The organism is Duganella sp. CY15W, from assembly GCF_009857555.1.
GTDB classification, from domain to species: Bacteria; Pseudomonadota; Gammaproteobacteria; order Burkholderiales; family Burkholderiaceae_D; genus Rugamonas; species Rugamonas sacchari.
This window is the reverse complement of sequence record NZ_WWCQ01000003.1, coordinates 75102-97892: the sequence shown is the minus strand read 5'-3', so window position 1 is coordinate 97892 and position 22791 is coordinate 75102. Positions and strand designations below refer to the sequence as shown.

At 61.8% G+C, this 22791-nt stretch carries 23 protein-coding genes; 11 read left to right on the top strand and 12 right to left on the bottom strand.

From position 1 onward, the window contains the following. Positions 1 to 6 precede the first annotated feature (6 nt). Both GTP58_RS15380 and GTP58_RS15375 read right to left on the bottom strand, forming a co-directional pair. Positions 7 to 1473, bottom strand: coding sequence for a peptidylprolyl isomerase (locus GTP58_RS15380; protein WP_229215601.1), 1467 nt, complete (start codon positions 1471 to 1473; stop codon positions 7 to 9). A gap of 82 nt (positions 1474 to 1555) precedes the next feature. After that, on the bottom strand, positions 1556 to 3793 hold the full coding sequence (locus GTP58_RS15375; protein WP_373924749.1) for an LPS-assembly protein LptD: 2238 nt from the start codon (positions 3791 to 3793) through the stop codon (positions 1556 to 1558). 108 nt (positions 3794 to 3901) lie between these two features. Between GTP58_RS15375 and GTP58_RS15370 the strand changes: the two genes are divergently transcribed. From GTP58_RS15370 to GTP58_RS15350, 5 genes are read left to right on the top strand one after another with little or no spacing between them, the layout of a single operon-like run. Next, positions 3902 to 4945 carry an aminoglycoside phosphotransferase family protein gene (locus tag GTP58_RS15370; RefSeq protein WP_161078224.1) on the top strand — a complete coding sequence of 348 codons (1044 nt, stop codon included), beginning with the start codon at positions 3902 to 3904 and terminating at the stop codon, positions 4943 to 4945. A 10-nt stretch (positions 4946 to 4955) separates the two neighbouring features. Then, positions 4956 to 5690 carry an N-acetylmuramate alpha-1-phosphate uridylyltransferase MurU gene (gene murU / locus GTP58_RS15365; RefSeq protein ID WP_161078223.1) on the top strand — a complete coding sequence of 245 codons (735 nt, stop codon included), beginning with the start codon at positions 4956 to 4958 and terminating at the stop codon, positions 5688 to 5690. Continuing rightward, positions 5690 to 7027: a Xaa-Pro aminopeptidase gene (gene pepP / locus GTP58_RS15360; RefSeq protein WP_161078222.1), complete on the top strand. Its 1338-nt coding sequence runs from the start codon at positions 5690 to 5692 to the stop codon at positions 7025 to 7027. Before murU ends, pepP begins: the two co-directional genes overlap by 1 nt. After that, the gene (locus GTP58_RS15355) at positions 7020 to 8159 is read left to right on the top strand and encodes a UbiH/UbiF/VisC/COQ6 family ubiquinone biosynthesis hydroxylase (protein ID WP_161078221.1); all 1140 of its coding nucleotides are present in this window, start codon (positions 7020 to 7022) and stop codon (positions 8157 to 8159) included. The genes pepP and GTP58_RS15355 overlap by 8 nt, the downstream gene beginning before the upstream one ends. A gap of 3 nt (positions 8160 to 8162) precedes the next feature. Then, positions 8163 to 9410, top strand: a complete 1248-nt coding sequence (locus GTP58_RS15350; RefSeq protein ID WP_161078220.1) for a J domain-containing protein — start codon at positions 8163 to 8165, stop codon at positions 9408 to 9410. A gap of 1 nt (position 9411) precedes the next feature. Here the strand turns inward: GTP58_RS15350 and GTP58_RS15345 are convergent, their stop codons facing one another. Genes GTP58_RS15345 through GTP58_RS15335 form a run of 3 tightly spaced genes read right to left on the bottom strand, consistent with a single transcriptional unit; the run spans position 9412 to position 12320 of the window. Next, positions 9412 to 10890 carry an NAD(P)(+) transhydrogenase (Re/Si-specific) subunit beta gene (locus GTP58_RS15345; RefSeq protein WP_161078219.1) on the bottom strand — a complete coding sequence of 493 codons (1479 nt, stop codon included), beginning with the start codon at positions 10888 to 10890 and terminating at the stop codon, positions 9412 to 9414. Next, on the bottom strand, positions 10887 to 11198 hold the full coding sequence (locus GTP58_RS15340; RefSeq protein ID WP_072785609.1) for an NAD(P) transhydrogenase subunit alpha: 312 nt from the start codon (positions 11196 to 11198) through the stop codon (positions 10887 to 10889). The genes GTP58_RS15345 and GTP58_RS15340 overlap by 4 nt, the downstream gene beginning before the upstream one ends. Positions 11199 to 11207: 9 nt before the next feature. Next, entirely contained in the window at positions 11208 to 12320 is a 1113-nt protein-coding gene (locus tag GTP58_RS15335) for a Re/Si-specific NAD(P)(+) transhydrogenase subunit alpha (RefSeq protein WP_072785608.1), read from the bottom strand. Positions 12321 to 12516: 196 nt separating this feature from the next. Here GTP58_RS15335 and GTP58_RS15330 point away from each other — a divergent pair, with 196 nt between their 5' ends. Both GTP58_RS15330 and mnmA read left to right on the top strand, forming a co-directional pair. Beyond that, positions 12517 to 13014 (top strand): NUDIX hydrolase, encoded by a 498-nt coding sequence (locus GTP58_RS15330; protein ID WP_072785607.1) that lies wholly within the window; start codon positions 12517 to 12519, stop codon positions 13012 to 13014. Between the two features lie 4 nt (positions 13015 to 13018). Beyond that, positions 13019 to 14128 carry a tRNA 2-thiouridine(34) synthase MnmA gene (mnmA, locus tag GTP58_RS15325; protein ID WP_161078218.1) on the top strand — a complete coding sequence of 370 codons (1110 nt, stop codon included), beginning with the start codon at positions 13019 to 13021 and terminating at the stop codon, positions 14126 to 14128. Positions 14129 to 14131: 3 nt separating this feature from the next. On the opposite strand, the gene GTP58_RS15320 is transcribed toward mnmA, so the two are convergent. The 3 genes from GTP58_RS15320 to GTP58_RS15310 form a co-directional block, all read right to left on the bottom strand. Beyond that, the gene (locus GTP58_RS15320) at positions 14132 to 14596 is read right to left on the bottom strand and encodes a response regulator (RefSeq protein ID WP_161078217.1); all 465 of its coding nucleotides are present in this window, start codon (positions 14594 to 14596) and stop codon (positions 14132 to 14134) included. Between the two features lie 16 nt (positions 14597 to 14612). Next, the gene (locus GTP58_RS15315; RefSeq protein WP_072786172.1) at positions 14613 to 15386 is read right to left on the bottom strand and encodes a 5'-3' exonuclease H3TH domain-containing protein; all 774 of its coding nucleotides are present in this window, start codon (positions 15384 to 15386) and stop codon (positions 14613 to 14615) included. Between the two features lie 81 nt (positions 15387 to 15467). Beyond that, positions 15468 to 16139, bottom strand: a complete 672-nt coding sequence (locus GTP58_RS15310) for a glutathione S-transferase (protein WP_161078216.1) — start codon at positions 16137 to 16139, stop codon at positions 15468 to 15470. A 146-nt stretch (positions 16140 to 16285) separates the two neighbouring features. Here GTP58_RS15310 and GTP58_RS15305 point away from each other — a divergent pair, with 146 nt between their 5' ends. Then, the gene (locus GTP58_RS15305) at positions 16286 to 17899 is read left to right on the top strand and encodes an FMN-binding glutamate synthase family protein (RefSeq protein WP_161078215.1); all 1614 of its coding nucleotides are present in this window, start codon (positions 16286 to 16288) and stop codon (positions 17897 to 17899) included. On the opposite strand, the gene GTP58_RS15300 is transcribed toward GTP58_RS15305, so the two are convergent. From GTP58_RS15300 to GTP58_RS15290, 3 genes are read right to left on the bottom strand one after another with little or no spacing between them, the layout of a single operon-like run. Next, the gene (locus GTP58_RS15300) at positions 17900 to 18178 is read right to left on the bottom strand and encodes a DUF6587 family protein (RefSeq protein ID WP_161078214.1); all 279 of its coding nucleotides are present in this window, start codon (positions 18176 to 18178) and stop codon (positions 17900 to 17902) included. It lies immediately after the preceding gene. A gap of 1 nt (position 18179) precedes the next feature. Continuing rightward, the gene (locus GTP58_RS15295; protein WP_161078213.1) at positions 18180 to 20084 is read right to left on the bottom strand and encodes a ferrous iron transporter B; all 1905 of its coding nucleotides are present in this window, start codon (positions 20082 to 20084) and stop codon (positions 18180 to 18182) included. A gap of 3 nt (positions 20085 to 20087) precedes the next feature. Then, complete coding sequence (locus GTP58_RS15290) at positions 20088 to 20354, bottom strand: FeoA family protein (RefSeq protein WP_084560162.1); 267 nt, start codon at positions 20352 to 20354, stop codon at positions 20088 to 20090. A 251-nt stretch (positions 20355 to 20605) separates the two neighbouring features. Here GTP58_RS15290 and GTP58_RS15285 point away from each other — a divergent pair, with 251 nt between their 5' ends. Both GTP58_RS15285 and GTP58_RS15280 read left to right on the top strand, forming a co-directional pair. Further along, complete coding sequence (locus GTP58_RS15285; protein WP_161078212.1) at positions 20606 to 20827, top strand: bacterioferritin-associated ferredoxin; 222 nt, start codon at positions 20606 to 20608, stop codon at positions 20825 to 20827. Position 20828: 1 nt separating this feature from the next. After that, positions 20829 to 21536: an energy transducer TonB gene (locus tag GTP58_RS15280; protein ID WP_161078211.1), complete on the top strand. Its 708-nt coding sequence runs from the start codon at positions 20829 to 20831 to the stop codon at positions 21534 to 21536. 6 nt (positions 21537 to 21542) lie between these two features. On the opposite strand, the gene GTP58_RS15275 is transcribed toward GTP58_RS15280, so the two are convergent. Beyond that, positions 21543 to 22079: a pyridoxamine 5'-phosphate oxidase family protein gene (locus GTP58_RS15275; protein WP_161078210.1), complete on the bottom strand. Its 537-nt coding sequence runs from the start codon at positions 22077 to 22079 to the stop codon at positions 21543 to 21545. A gap of 234 nt (positions 22080 to 22313) precedes the next feature. Here GTP58_RS15275 and bfr point away from each other — a divergent pair, with 234 nt between their 5' ends. Further along, positions 22314 to 22787 (top strand): bacterioferritin, encoded by a 474-nt coding sequence (gene bfr / locus GTP58_RS15270; protein WP_072785597.1) that lies wholly within the window; start codon positions 22314 to 22316, stop codon positions 22785 to 22787. The last annotated feature ends 4 nt before the right edge of the window (positions 22788 to 22791 follow it).

Sequence of the window (22791 nt, the reverse complement as noted above, 5' to 3'; positions counted from 1 at the left end):
TTCGTGTTACTTGTTGGCGGCGTTGGCGGCCTTGTCGTCTTCGTTGCGGTACTCAACGTAGGCGCGGTCGCGGACTTCACGCTGCCAGCTTTCGGTGGCTTCTTCCAGTTTGCGGTCACGCAGCGCCTGGCGCGCGTTGTTGCGCTCGCGCTCTTTCGAGACGTCGTCGCTCTTACGTTCCAGCACCTGGATCAGGTGCAGGCCGAAGCTGGTTTCCACCGGCTGGCTGATTTCGCCGATTTTCAGGTTGTTCATGGCCGTTTCAAATTCCGGCACGATGTCGCCGGGATAGAGCCAGCCCAGGTCGCCGCCCTTGGCCGCCGAACCATCGTTCGAGACCAGGCGCGCCAGGTCTTCAAACTTGGCGGCGTTGTTGTCCAGGCGTTCCTTCAGGTCCAGCAGCTTGCGCTTGGCGTCCGCCGCACTCATGGCCGGCGTGACCTTGATCAGGATGTGGCGCGCGTGGGTCTGCTGCACCGCGGCCACGGCTTGCGCCTCGGCCAGGCTGCGGCGGTCCACCGCCTTCAGGATGTGGAACGCGCCGGTGCTCTTGATGATCGGCGTCACCTGGCCCGCTTTCAGCTTGGCCAGCGCTTCGGCAAACACCGGCGGCAGACGCTCGGGCTGACGCCAGCCCACCACGCCGCCATCCAGCGCATCGCTGGCGTCCGAGTAGGTCGCCGCCATCTTGGCGAAGTCGGCGCCGGTGCGCAGCTGGCGCATCACTTCTTCGGCGCGGGCGCGGCGCTGGGCGATCACTTCCGCCGTGGCGTTGTCCGGAATGCGTATCATGATCTGCGAGATATTGACTTCAAACTGCTCAGCGGCAGCGGCCTTTTCAGCCGCCACGAAGCTATCCACCTCGGCGTCGGAAATCTGGATCTTGGCATCCACCTCATGCTCGCGCAGACGCTGCATGATGATCTCTTCGCGGATCTCTTCGCGGAAGGCCGCGTACGGCGTGCCATCCTTTTCCATCTGGTTGCGCAGGTCCTGCACGGTCAGCTTCTGCGCTTCGGCGATACGCTGAATGGCGCGGTCCAGTTGCAGGTCGTCCACGCGCACGCCAAACTCCTTGGCCATCTGCAGCTGCGAACGTTCGACAATCATGCGCTCCAGCAGCTGGCGGCGCAGGTCGGCGGCCGACGGCATCTGCACGTTCTGCGCCTTCATGCGGGCGGTCACGGTCTTGATGCGGTTATCCAGTTCGCGCTGGGTGATGACGTCGTCATTGACCACCACCACGATCGAGTCCACCGAGACATTGCCCGTTTCGCCAGGCGGAATAAAGCCGGCGGCGGCCTCTTTTTTGGCAGCAGGTTTGGCGTCAGCAGCCGGTGCGGCCGCCGTAGCGGCAGGCGCGGTGGGCGCTTCGGCTTTTTTCTTCGACGAGAACAGGCTGCAACCGCTGAGCGCGGCCGTGCACAACAGGACTGCGAGGACTTTCATCTGGTACTTACTGGCATTACGCATGGTAGAACGCTCAAGAGGTGTAAAAAAGTCAAAAAGCGCCGCGACATGTTTTGCGCGGCGGACGCCAAGTGTACATCAGGAGTTAGCGGCCATAGCCCTCATTCAGGCGCTGGTAGCCAGGAATACTGCTCTTCATCGCTTCCAGCGGACTGCCGACGCCCAGGTGCGACAGGCCGTTCAGCTCCAGCTGGAAGAAGATCTGGGTCGAGGCCTTGGTCGAGGTGGTCACGAAGCGCTGCGCGCCGGTACGGAACACCCAGCAGTCGGCGTTGTATTCCAGACCGACCAGGCTTTCCAGGATCTTCTTGTCCTGCATCGAGTAGCTGACCCGGCCTACGCCGTACCAGCGCTGGAAGATCGGCCACTGGCTGGAGAGTTCGATATTTTTAAAGCTGTTGCGCAGGTAGCGGTAGCCCAGGTTGAGCACCTTCTTCTGCCCCGGGATCCACTGCGCGGTATAGCTTTCCGAGACGATGCGGCTGCTGCCCGGGTTGTACTGCACGGCGCTGTCGAAGGCCCAGGTTTCCGAGATGCGGCCGGTCGCAGCCAGCAGCATGTCCGAACGCGAGTCGCCGACCGGTGTGGACGAATCGAGCTGCACGCGCTGGTCGCGGAAATAGAAGCGCTGGCCGAACGCCAGGCGCAGCGCCTCGGCGCCATTGGCATCGAGGAAGCGCGAGGTCAGCGCGGCGGTCAGCTGGTTGGCGTCGCCAATCCGGTCCGAACCGACGAAGCGGTTTTCGCTGAAGATCTGCGCGAAGTTGAAGGTGGCCGCGTCAGTGTCGAAGGTCGGGAAGCGGCTCTGGTCGCGGTACGGCGTATTCACATAGAACAGGCGTGGTTCCAGCGTCTGCGTCATGTTCTTGCCGCCGAATTTCACATCGCGCTCAAACACCAGGCCCGAATCCAGCGAGAAGGTCGGTACTGAACGCGACAGATTGTCGGCCTTCTGGCCGTTGTATGCGTCCAGCTGGTAGCTGGCCATGTTGACCATCATCTTCGGCGTGATGAAGTAGCTCGAGCCGATGATCGGATAGCTCACCTGCGGAATCGCCACCAGGCGCGTGCCGTTGATCAGCGTCGGATGATAGAAGCGCGTCAGCTCGGCGTTGAAGGCCCAGTCGAAGCCACCGGCGACGTCGTACTGCGCCGCGTTGAAGTTAATCGCTGGCAGACGGTCATACGGGCGCGTCACGGTCAGCGACCGGTCGATCACCGATTCCGGATCCTGCAGCACCTGGTACTTCTGTACGCGCGCGGTCAGGGTCCAGAAATCGCCAATGTAATCGGTGCGCAATTCGCGCAGCAGCTGACGCTCGGTGGAACCGGAGACGGTCTTCGAGAAGTCATTGGGATAGTTGTTATCCGAAGCGGCGCGGAAGTTCCAGCTGTAGGCCCACTGCTTGGTGATGTCCTGGTTGTGGGTCGAGCGCACCATCCAGCGGTCGCTCTTTTCATTCGGATTGGCGGTGGCATACTCGCGGTCATGCGGCATGTACTCGAGGTAGGTCTCGCCCTGGTACAAGCCGCCATTGGTCTCGCCCAGATAGCGGCCCAGGGCGCCGATTTGAATGCCACGGCTGGAAATGATTTTCGGGTACAGCGTCAAATCGCGGTTCGGCGCGATATTGAAGTAGTACGGCACCACCAGTTCGGCGCCGTTCTTGGAACCGAAGCCCGGCGTCGGCGACAGCCAGCCGGAACGGCGCGCGCCCGACAGCGAGAACGACATGGCAGGCGTGCCGAGGATCGGTATGTCCTTGAAATAAATCAGCGTCTTGCCGGCCGTGCCGACGTCGCGGCCCGAGTCCAGGTTCAGCGTATCGGAGCGCAGATACCAGTCCGGGTCCGCGCTCTGGCAGGTGCTGTAGGTGCCGTTGATGACCACCGCTTCATCTTCGTTGATGAAGTTGAGGCGCTCGGCCTTGCCCTGCGCGTGGTTGGACTCCAGCTTGTAGGTCGGCTTGAGCATATAGCCCTTGCCGGTATCCATATTCAGCTTCAGCTCATCGCCCGTGAAATAGTCGCCGAAGCGCCAGATTTTCACATTGCCCTGGGCTTCCACCTCGTCCTCGACCTGGCGGTAGCAGGCCGTATCGGCCTTGACCCGGGTCTTGTCCTTGATGATTTCCGCATCGCGCTCCAGATTCAGCTCGCGTTCCGGGCGGCCGCTGATATCTTCGGCCATGACAGTCGTGACAGCGTTCTTGTCTTCCACGCGCGGCGCACGCTGCTTGGGCGGCATCTGGGCGTAGGCAGGCAACGCTGATACAGTGAAGATAGCGGACAGGGCATACGCCAGGCGCTGCGGTTTGGGCATGCGTGTCATGAAAAGAGGGAGCGAAGCACCATGAAAGGCGATTTTTTAATTTGAATCCCTTATTATATGGGAATCTTCACCTGACGCCGGTTTCCTCGGCATGCTTCAATGTCTTTATTACAGAATTTAACTTCCGATACACGTCTGGAACTGCTGGTCACGTGGCTGCGTGGCCTGAACGTCGTGGACGTCGACAGTCTGCGTCCCGCCTCGGCGGACGCCAGTTTCCGCCGTTATTTCCGTGTCAATGTTTTGCCGGAACAGCAGGCCGCCCTGGGCCACACCCTGATTGCCATGGATGCGCCGCCCGAGCGCGAAAATGTGCTGGGCTTTGTCAAAGTTGACGAAATGCTCACACATGCCGGCGTCGCCGTGCCACGCATCGTCGCCACCGATTACGAAGCGGGCCTGATGCTGCTGTCGGACCTGGGCAATACCACCTACCTGTCCGTGCTGGACCACGACAACGCCTCGACCATGTACGCCGAAGCGCTGGAAGCGCTGGTCAAGTTCCAGATGACCAGCCAGCCCGGCATCCTGCCGGAATACGACCGCGCCTTCCTGCTGCGCGAAATGAACTTGTTCCCCGAGTGGTACATCGGCCATCACCTGAAAGCCACGCTCACCGACAAGCAGGCCGCCGAACTGCAAGGCGTGTTCGAGGCCATTTTGGCCAACGTCACGGCGCAGGCGCAGGTGTTCATCCACCGTGATTTCCATTCGCGTAACCTGATGGTGGTCGATGCGAACAATCCGGGCGTGCTGGACTTCCAGGACGCGCTGTGGGGGCCGATGGCCTACGACCTGGCCTCGCTGCTGCGCGACGCCTACGTGTCGTGGGACGAAGAAATGGTGCTGGACTGGGTGATCCGCTACTGGCAGCACGCCAAGCAGGTCGGCCTGCCGGTCAACCAGGACATCGACGCCTTCTACAAGGACTTCGAATACGCGGCACTGCAGCGCCACCTGAAAATCCTCGGCCTGTTCTGCCGCCTGAACTACCGTGACGGCAAGGCGCAGTACCTGGAAGACCTGCCGACCGTGATGGAATACGTGCGCAAGACCGCCAGCCGCTACAAGGATCTGAAGCCGCTGCTGCGTTTGCTGGATCTGCTGGAAGACAATAAGCCGCAAGTCGGCTACACCTTCTGAGGACCGGCGCATGAAAGCGATGATCTTCGCCGCCGGACGCGGCGAACGTATGCGTCCCCTGACCGACACCACGCCCAAGCCGCTGCTGAAAGTCCGCGGCCGTCCGCTGATCGTCTGGCACATCCTGAACCTGGTCAAGGCCGGCATCACGGAAATCGTCATCAATCACGCCCACCTGGGCGAGCAGATTGAGGCGGCGCTGGGCGACGGCAGCCAGTTCGGCGCAAAGCTGATGTACTCGCGCGAAGAGCAGGCGCTGGAAACCGCCGGCGGCATCGCCAAGGCGCGCGAGCTGCTGGGCGACGCGCCGTTCGTGGCGGTGTCGGGCGACATCTACGTGCCCTATTTCGACTTCGAACAGGTCAAGGACGTCCTGCACGACAAGGATATGTGGGGCAATCCTTACGCGGCCGACAAGCGCGACATCTGCTGGTTGTACATGGTGCCGAATCCTGACTGGCATCCTGACGGCGACTTCGGCATGACCATGTACTCGCTGACCAACGAGGGTTCGCCAAAATGGACCTTCGGGAACATCGGCGTGTACCGCATGGAGATGTTCGACCGCATCGCCTCCGGCGACTACGCCAAGCTTGGCCCGCTGATCCGCGAGTACGCGGACAAGAAGCAGGTCGGCGGCGAAGTCTACGAAGGCGTGTGGCACAACGTCGGCACCGTTGAGCAGCTCGACCTGCTGAACGCGCCGCTGGCCACGTTGGCGCCGGCCAGCAAGGGTGTGCAGTAATGGACGCGCTCTCGCCGCGCGAGGCAGCAAGCTACGCGTCGCGACGCGCACGCGTGCTGGCGCAGATGCCTGCGGGCGCCGTCGCGGTGCTGGCCACCGCACCGGAAGTCGCGCGCAACAGCGACAGCGATTACCTGTATCGCCACGACAGCTATTTCTACTACCTGACCGGCTTTACCGAACCGGAAGCCACGCTGGTGCTGGTCGCCGCGCAAGGTGACGCGCCCGCGCGCGCGATCCTGTTCTGCCGCCCGAAAAACCTCGACCGCGAAATCTGGGACGGCTACCGCTATGGTCCGGACGGTGCACGCGAGGCCTTCGGCTTCGACGCCGCGCACACCATCGACTCGCTGGACGAAGAAATGGCCACGCTGTTGTCCAACGTGCCGGTGCTGTACTACCCGCTCGGTGGCAAGCTCGATGCACGCGTGGCCGGCTGGCTGTCGGCCGTACGCGCCAAGTCGCGCACCGGCGTCACGCCGCCCGCCGGCACCGTCGATCTGCTGCCGCTGCTGGACGAAATGCGCCTGCTGAAAGACACAGACGAACAGGCCATCATGCAGCGCGCTGCCAGCATCTCGGCCGCAGCCCACATCCGCGCCATGCGTGCCGCCCGCGCTGGCGTGCATGAATATGAACTGGAAGCGGAGCTGCTATACGAATTCCGCCGCAATGGCGCGCAGGCGCCGGCCTACACCTCCATTGTCGCCACGGGCGCCAACGCCTGCGTGCTGCACTACAGCGCCAACAACGCGCAGACGCGCGACGGCGATCTGGTGCTCATCGACGCCGGCTGCGAGCTGGATGGCTATGCTTCCGACATCACACGCACCTTCCCCGTCAACGGCCGCTTCAGCGCGCCGCAAAAGCGTCTGTATGAACTGGTGCTGGCCGCGCAAGCCGCCGCGCTGAAAGCCATCGCACCGGGCCTGCCTTACTCCGGCGCGCACGAAGCGGCGGTACAGGTGCTGGCGCAAGGCATGCTGGATCTGGGCCTGCTGAAAGGCACGCTGGACGAGGTCATCGCCAGCAAGACCTACCTGCAGTTCTACATGCACGGCACCGGCCACTGGCTGGGCATGGACGTGCACGATGTCGGCCAGTACCGCGATGTGACGCAAGCCGACAAGCCATCGCGTGCGCTGCAGGCGGGCATGGTGGTAACGGTGGAACCAGGCATCTACGTGCGTCCGGCGGAAGGCGTGCCGGAAGAATATTGGAACATCGGCATCCGCATCGAAGACGATGTGCTGGTGACTGCTGACGGCCACACCATCCTGAGCGCCGCCGCGCCCAAGACCGTGGCCGAGATTGAAGAATTAATGCAGCATGACTGAACTTGATTACGACATCGCCATCTGTGGCGCTGGTCCGGCCGGCATGGCGCTGGCGGCACTGCTGGTCAAACGCGGCATGCCCGCACAGCGCATCGCGCTGATCGACGCCAAGACGCTGGACCAGGCCAGCAAGGACCCGCGCTCGCTGGCGCTGTCGTGGGGCAGCCGCCAGATCATGGAAGAAATCGGCGCCTGGCCTGCTGCGGCCACCGCCATCGAACAAATTCACGTCTCGCGCCGTGGCCAGTTTGGCCGCAGCATGATCGACCGCAAAGACTACGACCTGCCCGCGCTGGGCTACGTCACGCGCTACGGTGATATCGTCAGCGCACTCGGCGCCGTGTGTGCGCGGGCGGGCATCATCTCGCTGCGCCCTGCCCGCGTCATCACGCTGGACGAAGCAGCCGATGCCGTCACGCTGATCCTCGATTCCGAAGGCGCACCGAAAACGCTGCGTGCCGGGATCGTGGTGCAGGCGGAGGGAGGCCTGTTCAACGAACAGCAAACCCGCGCCACACATCGCGACTACGGGCAAACCGCCATCATCGCGCAGGTGCGCAGCAGCACACCGCCGCCACACCGCGCCTACGAACGCTTTACCGAGCAAGGCCCGCTGGCATTGCTGCCGCAGGACGACGAATACTCGCTGGTCTGGTGCGTACGCCCGGAAACCGCCAGCGCATTGCAAGCGCTGAACGACGCCGACTTCCTGCAGGCGCTGGGCGCAGCATTCGGCGAGCGCGTGGGCCGCTTCACGCACGTCACGCCGCGCCTGGCCTTCCCGCTTGGATTGAACGCCGACCCACGCAGCACCGCGCGCACCGTCGCCATCGGCAACGCCGCGCAGACGCTGCACCCGGTGGCGGGCCAGGGTTTGAATCTCGGCCTGCGTGACGTGACCGTGCTGGCACGCCTGCTGGCGCAAGGCGCGACACCGGAGATGCTGTCGCAGTTCACCACGCAACGCCAGCGCGACCGCAGCACTACCGTACGCATCACCGACACCATGGCCCGCATCTTCGCCAACGACTCGCCTGCGCAGGCTATGCTCGGCCTCTCGCTCGCCGCCATCGACATCATCAGCCCCGCCCGCAGCCTGCTGGCCGAGCTGATGATGTACGGCCGCCGTTAACGCATGCTTGATGCCTACGAGCGCCTGGGTCTCGCCCCAGGCGCAGAGACCCGCGAGATCCGCAAGGCTTATGCCCGCGAATTAAAAAAGATCGATCAGGAAAACGACTCGGCCGGTTTTCAGGCGCTGCGGGAAGCCTACGAAATGGCGCTTCATTCCGTGGGCCGCGATACGCAGCCAGCACCGGAACCATCTGCGGCGGCTGCAACCCAGGCAGCGCCAATCGGTGATCCGCCTGACCAGCAAGCCTACGCTGCATGGGCTGAATGCCAGTCGCTGGTCGAACAGTCCTCAACAATCGATGAACAAGTCTGGACGCAGGCATTGCAACGGATGACGGCAAGCGACTTGTTGGTCAATCTGGATGCGCGCCTGTGGTTTGAAGCGATCATCGTCACGGTGCTGTCCCAGGGATGGCGCCCAGGCCATGAATCGCTGTTCGCGGCAGCCGTTGAAGTATTCCAGTGGGAAGGGTCGCCGCATCGCCTGATGCAATTTCGCCAGGGAGGCGCACTGCTGTCACGCGCCCTTACCGAAAAACATCTGCTCAGCGGGCTGGAGCCGCAGGAACGGGCATCGATACGCGCCGCCATCGGGCGGATACGCGATCCGCGACCGCCGACGGCGTTCGATCTGGAACAATACGGTTATCCGCTATCGCGGCTGCACCAGCTTTTTCCGGCACTGGCCAGCATCACCGTTGACGCTAACGCATTCCACCACTGGCGTGAAGCCAGGACCGCTCAACCCATCATATCCGGACCGACTGAAACCTCATCAAGCCCCTCTGTAACCAGGGTGCTGATCTGGTTACTCATGATTGGGCTCGTTATCGCAGCAGCGATGCCGCTCTTCAAACCGATGTATGGCGGACGAAGTGAAAATGTCGCGGCGCCCGACATTCCCGTTACCAAGGAACGGCTATGGGAAATCGGTTCGCGTGTCGCCTATCAGTCCAAGCCGGGCCAGAAGAATGTGATCTTCGTGGATTACGAAGTTTTCCTTGATGCAGACCGCACATTCCTCGGCATGAATACGAAGCACCGTTCCTGCGACAAGGATTTTGACGAGGCTGTGGCCAGGGCCATCCGCGAAACCCGCGCCTTCCCGCTCGATACAGTATCGGTGTACCGCGCACGGTTCAGCCTTGCGCCACCGGGGGCCAAACGCTCCACCGGTGACGCCCGCCTCGCCAACGACCTGCCGTCCGGCACCATCATGTTGCCGGTAGAGAGAAGCCGTAGCGACTGAGTTATTCGACTGCCTTCACCATGTCTTCGATGACCTTCTTGGCATCGCCGAAGACCATCATGGTGTTGGGCTGGTAGAACAGCTCATTGTCCAGACCCGCATAGCCGGATGCCATGGAGCGCTTGTTGACGATGATGCTCTTGGCCTTGTACGCCTCCAGAATCGGCATGCCGGCGATCGGCGATTTCGGATCTTTGGCGGCCGGGTTGACCACGTCGTTGGCGCCCAAAATCAGCACCACGTCGGTCTGGCCGAATTCGCCGTTGATGTCTTCCATCTCGAACACCTGGTCATACGGCACTTCCGCTTCCGCCAGCAGCACGTTCATGTGGCCCGGCATGCGGCCGGCAACCGGGTGGATCGCGTACTTCACCGTCACCCCCTTGTGCGTCAGCTTCTCGACCAGTTCTTTCAGCGAGTGCTGCGCGCGCGCCACTGCCAGACCATAGCCCGGCACGATGATGACGCTTTCCGCATTCGCCATGATGAACGAGGCATCATCCGCCGAACCGGATTTGACCGGCCGCTGCTCCTTCGCACCGCCAGCACCCGCCTCCGCCGGCGCACCGCCAAAGCCGCCCAGGATCACGTTGAAGAACGAACGGTTCATCGCCTTGCACATGATGTACGACAGGATGGCGCCCGACGATCCCACCAGCGAGCCGGCGATAATCAGCATCGAGTTATTCAGCGAGAAGCCGATACCTGCCGCGGCCCAGCCGGAGTAGGAGTTCAGCATCGACACCACCACCGGCATATCCGCGCCGCCAATCGGAATGATGATGAGCACACCCAGCACAAACGCAATCGCAGTCATGATCAGGAACGGCACCCACGCTGGCTGATTACCGTCCGCCACCACAAACGCCAGGCCCAGGCCGACCATCACGATCGCCAGGATCAGATTCAGCATGTGCTGGCCGGCGAAACTCACCGGCGCGCCCTGGAACAGGCGGAACTTGTATTTGCCCGACAGCTTGCCGAACGCAATCACCGAACCGGAGAAGGTAATCGCGCCCACAAAGGTACCGATGAACAGTTCGATGCGGTTACCGGTCGGCAGTGCTTCGCCAATGGCTGCAATGCCAAATGCATGGGGCTCCGACACCGCCGCCACCGCGATGCACACGGCAGCCAGGCCAATCAGCGAGTGCATCGCCGCTACCAGTTCCGGCATCTTGGTCATCTCGACCTTCTTCGCCAGCACCGCGCCAATACCGCCGCCAACGATCACGCCCAGCGCCACCAGTCCGAGACCGAGGCCGCTACCCGTACCTGCCGCCGCAGCCGCAGCGGCTTCCGATTGCAGCTTGAGGATCAACGCAATCGTCGTCACAAACGCAATCGCCATCCCGGTCATGCCGAAGGCATTCCCCTGGCGCGCCGTCGCGGGCGACGACAACCCTTTCAGCGCCTGAATGAAGCACACCGATGCGATCAGGTACAGCATCGTCACCAGATTCATGGAGATAAAATTCATGCTTTATCTCCTTTGGCTTTCGGTTCCTTCTTCTTGAACATCTCCAGCATGCGCTGCGTGACCAGGAAGCCGCCGAACACATTCACTGCGGCCAAGGCCACGGCAACCGTGCCCGCGATCTGTCCGACGATGCCTTCGGTCAGCGACGCCGCCAGCATGGCGCCGACGATGATGATGGCCGATACCGCATTGGTGACCGCCATCAGCGGCGTATGCAGCGCTGGCGTCACGGTCCAGACCACGTGGTAACCGACGTAAATGGCCAGGACAAAAATAATCAAATTGATGATGGTGTGGCTGATTTCCATGACGTCCCCTTATTTGCGCAGCAGTTCGCCGCCGGTGCACAGCAGCGTAGCCTTGATGATCTCGTCCTCGCGGTCGATCACCAATTTGTCTTCCTTGTCGATGATCAGCTTGAGGAAGTCCAGCACATTGCGCGCGTACAGCGCGGACGCATCGGCCGCTACGTGGGTGGCCAGATCCGGCTCGCCAACGATATGCACGCCATGCTTGACCACCGTCCTGTTCAATTCGGACAAGGGGCAGTTGCCGCCCTGCGACACAGCCAGGTCGACAATCACGGAACCCGGTTTCATGGCCTTCACGGTGTCTTCGGAAATCAGCACCGGCGCCGGACGGCCCGGGATCAATGCCGTGGTGATGATGATGTCGGCCAGCTTGGCGCGTTCGTGCACCAGCTCCGCCTGACGGCGCATCCAGTCGGCCGGCATCGGACGCGCATAGCCGCCCGCGCCCTGCGCGATTTCTTTCTCTTCGTCGGTCAGATACGGCACGTCGATGAATTTGGCGCCCAGCGACTCCACCTGTTCCTTCACCGGCGGGCGCACGTCGGACGCTTCAATCACCGCGCCCAGGCGCTTGGCCGTGGCAATCGCCTGCAAGCCGGCCACGCCCACGCCCATGATCAGCACACGGGCCGCCTTCACCGTACCGGCCGCGGTCATCAGCATCGGCATGAAGCGCTGGTAGGTATTGGCCGCCACCATCACCGCCTTGTAGCCGGCGATGTTGGCCTGCGACGACAGCACGTCCATCGACTGCGCGCGCGTGATGCGCGGCACGGCTTCCAGCGCAAACGCCTGCAGGCCGGCCGAGGCCATGGCGGCGTTGTTTTCTGCATCGAATGGATTCAGCATGCCGATCACCACCGTCCCCGGTTTGATCTGGGCACGCTCCTCCGCATTGGGGGCACGAACTTTGAGGATCACATCGGCAGCCCAGACCTCGGCTGCCTGCACAATTTGCGCACCTGCCGCCACATAGGCTTCGTCTGTGACAGAGGCTGATACACCGGCGCCGGACTGCACCACGACCTGATGCTTGGCGGCCAGCTTCTTGACGGTCTCGGGTGTAGCTGCCACCCGGGTCTCTCCCGGCCGCGTTTCGGCCGGTATGCTTATTCTCATGGTGCCTCCAAATGATTAATAAACTGACTACAATCTAACATGGATTTCCCCATGATACTTAGGACTTATTTACCAATAAATATCGGTTTCATCACTTCAAGTATTACTATTTGTCATTAATTCGCTGCCAAATCTGTCGCAGCGCAAACCAAATGCCTGGAACAGGCTAAAATATCGGCTCTTTCAAGGATGACTCATGCCGCGTATCTGGAAACCCTCTGTTACTGTTGCCGCCATCGTCGAAAAAGATGGCAAATTCTTGCTTATCGAAGAAGAAACCAGCGATGGCATCCGCATTAATCAGCCCGCTGGACATCTCGACCCCTATGAGTCGCTGCAAGAAGCAGTCATCCGTGAAACACTGGAGGAAGCGGCTTACGATTTCACGCCGACCGGCCTGGTCGGCATGTATATGTCGCGTTACACCTCCAACCGCACCGGCGAAGAAGTGACGTATCTGCGCTTCACGTTCTGCGGCTACCCGGGCAAGCAGCATGACCGTCCGCTGGACGAAGGCATTTTGCGCACCATGTGGCTGACGCGCGACGAACTGGCCGCCTGCGCCGACCGTCACCGCAGCCCCATCGTGCTGCAATGCGTAGACGAATACCTGGCGGGCATCCGCGCGCCACTGGAACTGGTACAAACACACGCTTCCGTGTACAAGGAAGCAATCAGCACTGCGAATGGATAGAAGTATGAGCAAGAAACGGGTCGTTATCGGCATGTCGGGCGGGGTGGACTCCTCGGTTTCCGCATGGATGCTGAAAGAACAGGGTTACGAGGTAATCGGCCTGTTCATGAAGAACTGGGAAGATGACGACGACTCCGAGTACTGCTCCACCCGCCAGGACTGGATCGACGCCGCCTCGGTGGCCGATGTGGTCGGCGTGGATATTGAAGCCGTCAACTTCGCCAGCGAGTACAAGGACCGCGTGTTTGCCGACTTCCTGCGCGAGTACCAGGCCGGCCGCACGCCGAACCCGGACGTGCTGTGCAACGCCGAAATCAAATTCAAGGCCTTCCTCGACCACGCGATGACGCTGGGCGCGGACCTGATCGCCACCGGCCACTATGCGCGCGTGCGCCAGAACGGCGACCGTCACGAGCTGCTGAAGGCAGTCGACCATACCAAGGACCAGAGCTACTTCCTGCACCGCCTGAACCAAGCGCAGTTGTCGAAAACCCTGTTCCCGCTGGGTGAGATTCCAAAAACCGAAGTGCGCAAGATTGCCGAAAAGCTCAAGTTGCCCAATGCGGCCAAGAAGGATTCGACCGGCATCTGCTTCATCGGCGAGCGCCCGTTCCGCGAGTTCCTGAACCGCTACCTGTCATACAAACCAGGTCCGATGAAGACCCCGGACGGCAAGATCGTGGGCGAGCACGTGGGCCTGTCGTTCTATACGCTGGGCCAGCGCAAGGGCATCGGCATCGGCGGCGTGAAGTCGTACCAGAATGCCGACGGTTCCAGCGACGCCTGGTACGTGGCGCGCAAGGACGTGACCGAAAATACGCTGTGGGTAGTGCAGGGTCACGACCATCCGTGGCTGCTGTCGTCGTCGCTGCGTGCCGACCAGGCCAGCTGGATCGCGGGCGTGGCGCCGGACGCGCGCGCGCTGTCGGCCAAGACGCGCTACCGCCAGGCCGACGTGGCGTGCGAAATCGCGCCGGAAGGCCAGTCCGACTTCGCCTTGAAATTCATGGATGCCCAGTGGGCAGTGACGCCGGGCCAGTCGGCCGTGCTGTACGACGGCGAAGTGTGCCTCGGCGGCGGCATCATCGACAGCTCGACCTTCGCCGGCCAGTAAGCCTTAGCCGGCGGCGGCTTCGCCGTCCTTATCCTCAGCTGCGGGCGACGCTTCCGTGCCGGCCGCATCCGCCTGTGCCTTGGCCAGCGCCGCACGCTGGCGCTTGACCATCGCAATCACCACATTGCGTATCGTATTGAGCACCGTATCGGCCTTGAACGGCTTGACGATGAAGCCACTAATGCCCATCGCATGCGCGGACTGAATGGTGGCCGCATCGAGCTCGCTGGACATCATGAAGATCAGCGTCTTGGGCCACTTGGTACGGATTTCGCGGACCTCTTCCGGGCTGTCTTCCACCAGTTCCTTGGCGATGCAGACAATCTGCGGATTGTATTTGATCAGCAGCGTAAGGCCGGCAGCGCAGGTGTGGGACTGGCCCACCACGTCGTAACCGCCGTCCAGCAGCACGGTGTTGAGCAGGCCACGGGCGATGGCGCTGGAGTCGATAATGACTGCTTTTAACATCTTGCAAACCTTGTTATTAGTGAGACCAAGCCAGCATATTCCAGCTGACACCGACCCGCACATCTGTTTTTAATGCGACCAGTTGTCGAGAAAGATACAACATTTCGCGTTCTTTTCGTAGAGTTTCGCCGAGCGTATCCTTCAGAATGCCCGCGCCAGCCATGATTGCATCCAGATTGCCGTAAGTACGCAACAGTTTGGCGGCGGTCTTGACGCCGACCTTGGATACGCCAGGAATGGAATCGGTGACATCGCCCATCAGCGCCAGCAGGTCGGGCAGCTGGTCCGGCGGCACGCCCCACTTCTTTTCCACCCAGGCGTGATCGTGCCATTCGCTCTTGAAGTGGTCCCATACGCGGGCGCCCTGGGCGATCAGGCAGTGCAGGTCCTTGTCGGTGGTGGCGACGGTGGCTTCGCCGCGGCCTTCCGCTAGCCAGCGCAGCACCACGGTGCCGATCACATCATCCGCCTCCACCTCGGGCACGGACACCACGTGCATGCCGAAGCCGTGCAGCTTCTCATAAAACGCCGGCAGCGCATCGCGCAGCGGCGACGGCATCGGCGCGCGGCCTTCGCGGTAGCCGCCAAACAGATCGTGACGCCAGGTGTGGCCGCCGAAATCAAACGCCGGCAGCACGTGCGTGGGTTCGTGGTCATTGACCAGCGTGCGGAACGACGACAGCGCGTGACGCAAGGCGATGTCGGCCTTTTCAGGGCTATCAGGTTCGGGGCTGGCTTCGTAGACGCGGCGCACAATATTGAGGCCGTCGATGGCAAGGAGTCTACCCATGTTCAACTTCATCCGGGCTTGTACAAGCCGCCATTCTACCTGACGGCGCTGAGGCGGCAGCATGCGCCGCCTCAACGCGGCTTATTTCAGCAGCTCGTACGGGCCGCCGCGTTCGAGCGCGCGCTGGAACGCGGGACGGCTGTGGATGCGTTTGAGGAAGGCGGCCAGGTTCGGGCGCGTTTCGTTGAGGCCGCCACGGGCCGAGGCGGCTTCCAGCGGGAAGCTCATTTGAATATCGGCCGCGCTGAATTCGCTGCCGGCAAACCAGGGCGTCTTGCCCAGCTCTGCTTCCAGATAATCCAGGTGCGTTTCGATCTGCGGCAGGATGTAGCTGCCCTTGACCTTCTGCGCGATGCCGCGCGCGATCGGCTTGACGAAGAATGGCGCCGGGCTGGTTTCAACCCGGTCGAAGATCAGCTTCATCAGCAGCGGCGCCATGGCCGAGCCTTCGGCGTAGTGCAGGAAATAGGTCCAGCGGCGGCGCTCTTCCGTGCCGGCCGGCGGCACCAGGCGGCCATTGCCATAGGTCTCGATCAGATACTCGACGATGGCGCCCGACTCGGCCACCACCACACCACCATCCGTGATCACCGGCGACTTGCCCAGCGGGTGGATCGCCTTCAGTTCAGGCGGCGCCAGCATGGTCTTGCGGTCGCGCTGGTAGCGCACGATTTCATATTCCAGTCCCAGCTCTTCCAGCAGCCAGAGCACCCGCTGCGAACGCGAATTATTGAGATGGTGGACAACGATCATGGTGGATATCCCGAAAAATAGAACGGCCGTGCGCCGCAACTCCGCTAGCTTAACACTGTTGTCCGCGCCCCGCGCCTCGGCGGATATGGATTCCATTAGGAAACAGCAGTACACTCGGTCATCTTAGAGCCGCCGCCGGAGAGTTCATGAATCTGCTGTCACCACGCTATCTCGCCTTCAATGCTTCTGTCATTACCCTGCTGGCCTCGCTGGCCTTGCACGCACCGTGGGAGATTGCCGCGGTCGCCGCTGCACTGACCATCGTCGGCATCACCGACCTGCTGCAAACCAAGCGCGCCCTGCGCCGCAACTACCCCATCCTCGCCCACTTCCGCTTCTTCTTTGAATCGATACGCCCCGAAATCCGCCAGTACTTCCTGGAAGACGACACGGTGGCCGAGCCGTTCTCGCGCAACCAGCGCAGCATCGTCTACCAGCGCGCCAAGCAGGACAGCGACAAGCGCCCGTTCGGCACCCAGATGGATGTCTACGCGCCCGGCTATGAATGGATCAACCACTCGATCGCTCCCGCGCCCGAGCAGGACCACGACTTCCGCATCGAGATCGGCAACCATGCGGACTGCCGCCGTGCGCAGCCGTATTCGGCCAGCGTGTTCAACATCTCGGCAATGAGCTTTGGCGCGCTGTCGGCCAACGCCATCATGGCCCTGAACGGCGGCGCCAAAACGGGCGGCTTCATGCACGACACCGGCGAAGGCTCGATCAGTCCGCACCACCGCAAGAACGGCGGCGACCTGATCTGGGAAATCGGCTCCGGCTACTTCGGCTGCCGCAATGCGGACGGCAGCTTCTCGGAAGAGAACTTCGTCGCTAACGCCACCTCGCCGCAGGTGAAGATGATCGAGCTCAAAATGTCGCAGGGCGCCAAACCCGGCCACGGCGGCGTCCTGCCGGCAGCGAAGATCACACCCGAGATTGCGCTGACGCGCGGCGTACCGATGGGCGTGGACTGCGTATCGCCCTCGCGCCATTCCGCATTCAGCACGCCGATTGAAATGCTGGAATTCATCGACCGCCTGCGCAATCTGAGCGGCGGCAAGCCGACCGGCTTCAAGCTGGCCATCGGCCACCCGTGGGAATTCTTTGGCATCGTCAAAGCCATGCTGTCGACCGGCATCGTGCCCGACTTTATCGTGGTGGATGGCGGCGAAGGCGGCACCGGCGCGGCGCCAGTGGAGTTCACCGACCACGTCGGCACGCCGCTACAGGAAGCGCTGCTGCTGGTGCATAACACGCTGGTCGGCGCCAACCTGCGCGACAAGATCAAGATCGGCGCCTCGGGCAAAATCATCACCGCGTTTGACATCGCCCGCACGCTGGCGCTGGGTGCGGACTGGTGCAATTCGGCGCGCGGCTTCATGTTCGCGCTGGGCTGCATCCAGTCGCAGAGCTGCCACACCGACCGCTGCCCCACCGGTGTCGCCACCCAGGACCCTGCACGCCAGCGCGCGCTCGTGGTGCCGGACAAAATCCAGCGTGTCGCCAACTTCCACGAAAACACCATGAAGGCCCTGGCGCAACTGATCGCCGCTGCCGGCCTGACGCACCCGTCGCAACTGCGGCCGCGCCATCTGGTCCGGCGCCTCTCGCACAACCAGGTCAAGCTGGCATCGGCACTGCTGCCGTATCTGGAACCGGGCGAACTGCTGGACCCCAGCCAGCTTGACCGCCTGCCGCCAGTCTTCGGCCAGTACTGGCCGATGGCGCAAGCGGAGTCGTTCGATCCCTACTGCGGTTGATCAGCGCTGCACGTGCAGCTTGATCACGCGGTGTTGCGGAGTGGAGGTATTGGATTTGCTGGGCGTGGTGTCGCATGAGCCGCAGCTGGAGCAGCCGCCGCCGTCATCGCCGCAACCGCCGCCCTGCGTCTTGAAAAACCTGGCCAGCTTGACTTCATCGAAGCCGCGCTTGCCCAGCGTGTAGACGATACGGCGGCGCAGCGACACCGGCAGGTACTTGGTGCTGAAGTGCACCAGCGCCGCTGCCACGATCAACGCAACAATAATCTCTTGCCACATATTAGCCTCCCAAAAGGGCCAGCGAAATCCGGTAAGTCAGGAACGAAGCAGCGTAGGCCAGCGCGAACATATAGCCCGCCATCAGCAGGGCATAGCGCGTGCTGCCGGTCTCGCGGCGCACCACCGACAGGGTTGACATGCACTGCGGTGCAAACACATACCAGGCCAGCAGCGACAGCGCGGTCGGCAGCGCCCACGATGCGGCGATGATCGGCTCCAGCGACTGCGCCAGCTCTTCGCCGGTCTGCGACAACGCATACACGGTACCCAGCGCGCCCACTGCCACTTCACGCGCGGCCAGGCCCGGCACCAGCGCGATGCAGATCTGCCAGTTGAAACCGATCGGCGCGAAGATGTATTCCAGGCCGCGCCCCAGGATGCCGGCCAGGCTGTAATAGATCGGCGGATGCGTCGCGCCTTCCGGTGCGCCCGGGAAGGAGCTCAGGAACCACAGCAGGACCATCAGCGTCAGGATCACGGTACCCACGCGGGTCAGGAAGATCTTGGCGCGTTCCCACAGGCCCAGCGCCAGGTTCTGCAGGTGCGGCCAGTGGTAGGCCGGCAGCTCCAGCATCAGCGGCTGCTGCTGGTTGGCGCCCAGTGCGCGCTTGAAGAAGTACGCCACGCCCATGGCCGAGAAGATGCCGGCAAAGTACAACGCGAACAGCACCAGGCCTTGCAAGCTCAGGAAGCCATACACTTCGCGCTCAGGAATGAAGGCGGCGATGATCAGCGCATACACCGGCAGGCGCGCCGAGCAGGTCATCAGCGGTGCGATCATGATGGTGACCAGGCGGTCACGCGGATTCTGAATCGTCCGCGCCGCCATCACGCCTGGAATCGCGCAGGCAAAGCTGGACAGCAGCGGGATGAAAGCGCGGCCCGACAAGCCCACACCGCCCATCAGGCGGTCCAGCAGGAAGGCCGCGCGCGGCAGGTAGCCGCAGTCTTCCAGCACCAGGATGAAGAAGAACAGGATCAGGATCTGCGGCAGGAACACCAGCACGCTGCCGGTGCCGCTCAGGATACCGTCCACCAGCAGGCCGCGCAGGATACCGTCCGGCATTGCGTCACGGACCATGCCGCCCAGTTGATCGACGCTGTTTTTAATCAGATCCATGGCCGGCGCGGCCCAGGTGAACACGGCCTGGAACACCAGGAACATCAGCACTGCCAGAATGATCGGGCCGAGCACCGGATGCAGCACCACGTTGTCGATTTTCTCGGACAGCGCATCATCGGTGTGCGCCGGCGCGCTGACCACCAGGTCCAGGATGCGGCGCACTTCGCGCTGCGTCTGTTCCACGCTGACCGTATCGATCGCCGACAGCGGATTCGGTTTGCCCGGTGCGACCGGCCACATCGCATCCAGCGCGCGCAGCAGCGACTTTTCGCCGCCCGCCTGCACTGCCACGGTTTCCACCACCGGCATGCCCAGTTCCTGCGACAGGCGGTCGGCGTCGATGGTGATGCCGCGCTTCTTGGCGACGTCCACCATGTTCAAGGCCAAAATCATCGGCAGGCCCAGACGTTTAATCTCCAGCACCAGACGCAGGTTCAGGCGCAGATTGGTGGCATTGACCACGCACACCACCACGTCGGGCGCGGCTTCATTGGCGCGCAGGCCGGCCACCACGTCGCGCGTGATTTCCTCGTCCGGCGTGTGGGCCGACAAACTATAAGCACCCGGCAAATCCAGCACGCGGAAGCCATGGCCGCCGGTGGTGGTGAACGAACCTTCTTTACGCTCGATGGTCACGCCGGCGTAGTTCGCCACTTTCTGGCGCGCGCCGGTCAGGCGGTTGAACAGCGCGGTCTTGCCGCAGTTGGGATTGCCCAGCAAGGCCATGATCGGCGCCTTGGACGCCACCGGCGCTTGCGGCGCCACGTTTTCTACTGCACCCATGATTTATTCCGGTTGAATCGAAACCAGCGCAGCTTCAAAGCGGCGCAACGCAAAAGTGGAATTGCCGACCTTGATCGCCAGCGGTTCACCGCCCGGCATGCCGCGCTTGAGCATGCGGATTTTCTCGCCCGGCACAAAGCCCAGCTCCATCAGCCGGCGCGCCAGGCTGGCGCCGCCCTCGTCAGCAGTGCCTGGGGAAACGTGCACCACGGTGGCGGTCGAGCCTACCTTCATGGCATCCAGAGTAATCAGGGGAACAGCGTGCGTCATGAGCAAAATCCGGTCGAAGGACGCCGCTGGCAAGGATGGCTGCGGCGCGCGGCGAGCTGTAACAGCGTGTGCTCGTCGGAAATAAGATACTAGCATTATAAACGGTAATGCGAATGACTTCTATTTAGCTTGCATACTGCTGAAGTTTACGGCAGTATACGTTTAATGATAATGATTCGCATTAAGTTGCTAGCAATCATGTCAGGAAGAACTTAAACCAGACTTATTCAGCCGAGCCAGAAGGTGCATCAATGATTGTTTGTGTGTGCAACAACATCTCCGATCGCGAAATCCGTCAAGCCATGGAATTGGGTATTACGTCGATGGAAGAGCTGCGTGGCGCCCTGGGCGTTGCGACCTGCTGTGGTCAGTGCTTTTCCTGCGCCGAAGAACTCCTTAACGACCATCTGGCCGCGCAAGCCGCTGCCGAATTCAAAGAGACGGTGCTGAAACGCCCGGCCTTCACCAACTAATATGAATACAATGACCTACAGCCGGACGGCGTCGCCGCTGTCCGGAGAAGAGACCGGCTTGGCGCTGGAATTGAAACGCCGCAGCCGCAAGCTGGCACCGATGACGGCAATTGTTGTGGGTCACTTTGTATTGTTCTACCTGGCCTATTCCGGCATGCTGCGCACCGTTACGCACGCGATCCTGCCGCAGGTGGTGAATGTCACGTTTGTGGCCGCCCCGGAGCCGCTCAAAGCGCCGCCACCGCCGAAACTGGTGCCGCTGGTGCAGCCGAAGCAGACCTTCGTGCCGCCGCTGCCGCAACTGAATATCGTGCAGACCGAACCAACCATCACAATACCGCCACCACAGCCGCGCCCTAGCGAACCGGCGCCGGCCAATGCGGTGCCAAGCGCGCAAGTGGCGCCACCAGCGCCGCCGCAACCGGCAGCGCCGAAAATGGTATCGGGTGTGGAATATATCCGCGTACCGCAGCCGGTCTACCCAAGCATCTCGCGCCGCATGGGCGAAACGGGCACCGTCACGCTGCGCGTGCTGATCGGTGAAAAAGGCACGGCGGAACAAGTCACCGTGCACAAGTCGTCCGGTTCAAACAACCTGGATGAAGCCGGCCGCCAGGCTGTGCTGCGCGCCCTGTACAAACCGCACGTCGAGGACGGCAAGGCCATCCCCGTGTATGCGCTGGTGCCGATCAACTTCCAGCTCGGCTAATCTGCCTTACAGATCCAGCCTGCCCTCGATGGAGTCATCGAGGGTTTTGCCGATTACGGCGCCAATCAGCATCTTGACGCTGGCCACCGCCTTGCCGTGCTTGGTATCCCAGTAGTAGCCGTAGGTCGGCGCAAACTTGATCACCGTGATGCGCGGATCATCTTCGCCGCCCGTGAACCAGGTCTTCATCGTAAAACTCCACAACTCCTTGATTTTCACCGGGTCGCGCGACACCGTGGCAATCCCCTCCAGGTGCATGAACTCGGAATGCGCCGAGCCCTGGAAGTACAACGTGGCCGACGGATCGGCCGCCAGCTCCTGATTTTTCAGGCTGTCGCTCGCGCTGATAAACCACAGATTGCCGAGTTCATCGACTTGCAGCGCCGTCATCGGGCGCGCATCGCCCGGCCCGCCAGCGGCATCGCTGGTGCAGAAAAAGCAGCCTGACGTGCTGTCGACAAATTCGCGGATCTTGCGCACGGCGTCTTCGCCGATTAAATCCTGGTGGTTCGATTCTGCTTGATTGGCATTGATGGAATCCATGGCGAGCTCCTTTAGTTGAGCGCCCATGGTAGCGGCGTCGCCGGCCGCACACCGTGGGTTGCCTCACACTGGCACACTGGCCCATACACGAATGCTAATAGTTTTCATTTGCGCCAATGCTCTCAATAACCGAAGTTAGGTACCATATCGGCGAAATTATCAGGAATTCGCTACACGCCGACGGGCTATTCGTGGCACAATGGCGCCATTCGTAACCATTTCAGAAAGACACCCATGAAGGGCGACCAAGAAGTTATTCGCTTGCTCAATGCGCAGCTGACCAATGAGCTGACCGCAATCAACCAGTACTTCCTGCATGCACGCATGTACAAGCACTGGGGTCTGGAAAAGATCGGCAAGAAGGAATACGAAGAATCGATCGGCGAAATGAAGCACGCCGACAAACTGATCGACCGCATCCTGATGCTGGACGGCCTGCCTAACCTGCAAGCCATGCACAAAATCATGATCGGCGAGAACACCGAAGAAATGATCAACTGCGACCTGAAACTGGAAAAAGGCGCACAGATCACCGTCAAGGAAGGCATCGCTGCCGCAGAAAAAGCCGCTGACTACGTGTCGCGCGACTTGCTGCTGATGATCCTGGAAGACACCGAAGAACACATCGACTGGCTGGAAACCCAGCTGGACCTGATCGGCAAGATCGGCATCCAGAACTACCTGCAGAGCCAGATGAACGAGGAATAAAAAA

What these genes read in the sequence shown, in the direction of transcription:
- GTP58_RS15350 (WP_161078220.1), top strand. Translation starts at nt 8,163, where the DNA reads ATGCTTGATGCCTACGAGCGCCTGGGTCTCGCCCCAGGCGCAGAGACC.
- GTP58_RS15345 (WP_161078219.1), bottom strand. Translation starts at nt 10,890, where the DNA reads ATGAATTTTATCTCCATGAATCTGGTGACGATGCTGTACCTGATCGCA.
- GTP58_RS15295 (WP_161078213.1), bottom strand. Translation starts at nt 20,084, where the DNA reads ATGGGTGCAGTAGAAAACGTGGCGCCGCAAGCGCCGGTGGCGTCCAAG.
- GTP58_RS15380 (WP_229215601.1), bottom strand. Translation starts at nt 1,473, where the DNA reads ATGCGTAATGCCAGTAAGTACCAGATGAAAGTCCTCGCAGTCCTGTTG.
- pepP (WP_161078222.1), top strand. Translation starts at nt 5,690, where the DNA reads ATGGACGCGCTCTCGCCGCGCGAGGCAGCAAGCTACGCGTCGCGACGC.
- GTP58_RS15355 (WP_161078221.1), top strand. Translation starts at nt 7,020, where the DNA reads ATGACTGAACTTGATTACGACATCGCCATCTGTGGCGCTGGTCCGGCC.
- GTP58_RS15315 (WP_072786172.1), bottom strand. Translation starts at nt 15,386, where the DNA reads ATGGGTAGACTCCTTGCCATCGACGGCCTCAATATTGTGCGCCGCGTC.
- GTP58_RS15310 (WP_161078216.1), bottom strand. Translation starts at nt 16,139, where the DNA reads ATGATCGTTGTCCACCATCTCAATAATTCGCGTTCGCAGCGGGTGCTC.
- murU (WP_161078223.1), top strand. Translation starts at nt 4,956, where the DNA reads ATGAAAGCGATGATCTTCGCCGCCGGACGCGGCGAACGTATGCGTCCC.
- GTP58_RS15335 (WP_072785608.1), bottom strand. Translation starts at nt 12,320, where the DNA reads ATGAGAATAAGCATACCGGCCGAAACGCGGCCGGGAGAGACCCGGGTG.
- bfr (WP_072785597.1), top strand. Translation starts at nt 22,314, where the DNA reads ATGAAGGGCGACCAAGAAGTTATTCGCTTGCTCAATGCGCAGCTGACC.
- GTP58_RS15340 (WP_072785609.1), bottom strand. Translation starts at nt 11,198, where the DNA reads ATGGAAATCAGCCACACCATCATCAATTTGATTATTTTTGTCCTGGCC.
- GTP58_RS15290 (WP_084560162.1), bottom strand. Translation starts at nt 20,354, where the DNA reads ATGACGCACGCTGTTCCCCTGATTACTCTGGATGCCATGAAGGTAGGC.
- mnmA (WP_161078218.1), top strand. Translation starts at nt 13,019, where the DNA reads ATGAGCAAGAAACGGGTCGTTATCGGCATGTCGGGCGGGGTGGACTCC.
- GTP58_RS15305 (WP_161078215.1), top strand. Translation starts at nt 16,286, where the DNA reads ATGAATCTGCTGTCACCACGCTATCTCGCCTTCAATGCTTCTGTCATT.
- GTP58_RS15320 (WP_161078217.1), bottom strand. Translation starts at nt 14,596, where the DNA reads ATGTTAAAAGCAGTCATTATCGACTCCAGCGCCATCGCCCGTGGCCTG.
- GTP58_RS15285 (WP_161078212.1), top strand. Translation starts at nt 20,606, where the DNA reads ATGATTGTTTGTGTGTGCAACAACATCTCCGATCGCGAAATCCGTCAA.
- GTP58_RS15375 (WP_373924749.1), bottom strand. Translation starts at nt 3,793, where the DNA reads ATGCCCAAACCGCAGCGCCTGGCGTATGCCCTGTCCGCTATCTTCACT.
- GTP58_RS15330 (WP_072785607.1), top strand. Translation starts at nt 12,517, where the DNA reads ATGCCGCGTATCTGGAAACCCTCTGTTACTGTTGCCGCCATCGTCGAA.
- GTP58_RS15300 (WP_161078214.1), bottom strand. Translation starts at nt 18,178, where the DNA reads ATGTGGCAAGAGATTATTGTTGCGTTGATCGTGGCAGCGGCGCTGGTG.
- GTP58_RS15370 (WP_161078224.1), top strand. Translation starts at nt 3,902, where the DNA reads ATGTCTTTATTACAGAATTTAACTTCCGATACACGTCTGGAACTGCTG.
- GTP58_RS15280 (WP_161078211.1), top strand. Translation starts at nt 20,829, where the DNA reads ATGAATACAATGACCTACAGCCGGACGGCGTCGCCGCTGTCCGGAGAA.
- GTP58_RS15275 (WP_161078210.1), bottom strand. Translation starts at nt 22,079, where the DNA reads ATGGATTCCATCAATGCCAATCAAGCAGAATCGAACCACCAGGATTTA.